This window comes from Faecalibacterium intestinale (assembly GCF_040096575.1).
Lineage (GTDB): Bacteria > Bacillota > Clostridia > Oscillospirales > Ruminococcaceae > Faecalibacterium > Faecalibacterium intestinale.
The window spans coordinates 1-1,654 of record NZ_JBBMEN010000059.1; the positions used below are offsets into that span (position 1 = coordinate 1).

Here is a 1,654-nt window from a genome sequence, read left to right on the forward strand (position 1 = left end):
GGATGCAGGATTTGAGCAAGGACATCTGAACGATGCTCGACACTTGCCTGCACAAGCTTGGACATTTCTTCGTTGGTAAACTTCACTTCGCCGGAAAAGACTTTCTGCTTGATGCCGGGAGAGAGGTTGTCTGCGATGTCGATGCCTCGTGTATAGTGGCTGGCACGGAGAACAGAGGCACGGCTGACACCGTTTTCTTCTGCGATCCGGTCGCAGGTTTTCTTCCCGGAGTGGTGGTTATCATCGTGAGCACCACCACTTTTCTTTGCTAAAGTGTACTGATTGCCCCGAAAGATTTTTGCAGCTTTCTTTTCAGCTTCATACTGTTTCCCAAGCAGATAGCGTTTCTGTTCGGGACTCAGGTTTCGCCGTCCCAACTGATTCCGGCAAATCCACGCAATGGCTTCTTCGCGGTTCTCAAATCGGAGCGGCATGGTGGAGAAATAAATCTCTGGGTGCTTTTGGAGGATTGCATAACGATTGTGTCCGTCAACAAGTGTGTTGTTCCACACGATCAAAGGAGAAATCAGCTTGCCCTCTTTGAGGATGTTTTCTTCAAGCTGCTTAAATTCATCATCGGTCAGAGGGGGAATCTGAGACTGGAACTCCGGGTCGATTTTCAGATTGATCATACGCACACTCCTTTATCTCTCCTGCTGCGTCTGATCTTCCTCCCGGAAAAAGGACGCAACATTCTGCTTTGCGGTTTTCAGTTTGAGCAGTTCTTCTTTGGCTTCCTTGTACTGCTCGTAGAACGTTGCCTTTTCGGATGCCAACTGCGCGTACTCAGCTTCCAGCTTTTTCGGGCTGGGCAGCTTGGTGAGGTTGTTTGCCTTAAAATAGGCTGCTGCCGCCCGGTGCGCTGTCAGCTCTGCACGGTGCTGTTCTTCAAAGGCTGCGGGTCGTTTTGCAGCTTTTAACTGCTGTGCAACGCTCTTGGTGCTGGTGTAGGCTGCGACGTGATAGAGCAGCTCTTTGTTGGCTTTCATGCGACCTTCGAGGTCTTTCACTACGGTCAGTGATTCATGGAACTTGGTGTCAAGCTCTGCGATTCTCTGGTCGAGTGCGTCCTCGTCAGTCAAGCCCTTTTCTTCTAGGAGAATCAAGGTCTGTGCCATAGCTTTGAGGTTGTGTTTTTTCGCCCAACGCTCGTAGCCGATGCCCTTGCCCTGTTTCAGCTTCGCCTGAATATCCACCAGTTTCCCGATGGTATCCTGCTTGAACTGCGCCTTGGGTTTGCGTTCGGCGTTTGCTTGCAACGTGACAAGCACTGCCGCCTTATCGAACTTGTCCCCGAGATGTTTCGCCCGGATGAACCTTGTTCTGCCAGAGGGCAGATAGCTGAGTTGTCCACGGCTTTCCTTGACGGCAATACCATACTGCTGCATGAGCCTGTCAGAAAAATCTTCAAAACTCGTTGTGCGGTACAACACCGAAGAAATCTGTTTCCGCAAAGTGTCCTTCACGGTTTCAAACTTCTTCTGCTGGGGCGGCTGTCCAGCTGCGGTGAGGGCTGCGTTCTCACGGTCAAGTTTCAACTGACCACGCCTACGCGCCCAATACTCAGCTTCGCTCACGCGCTCCTTCGAGCCGTTGAGCAGGTCAATCTGGTACAGTTCGGCACCCTCGCACAGCTCCATGACCTCAACACGCA

2 protein-coding genes are annotated in these 1,654 nt (G+C 51.6%); both read right to left on the bottom strand.

Features of this window, described 5'->3' with window-relative positions:
* A partial coding sequence (locus WMO20_RS14320) for a ParB N-terminal domain-containing protein (RefSeq protein ID WP_349187300.1) occupies nt 1-632 on the bottom strand: 632 nt, incomplete at its 3' end.
* A 12-nt stretch (nt 633-644) separates the two neighbouring features.
* On the bottom strand, nt 645-1,654 hold a 1,010-nt coding region (locus WMO20_RS14325; protein WP_349187301.1), incomplete at its 5' end, for a relaxase.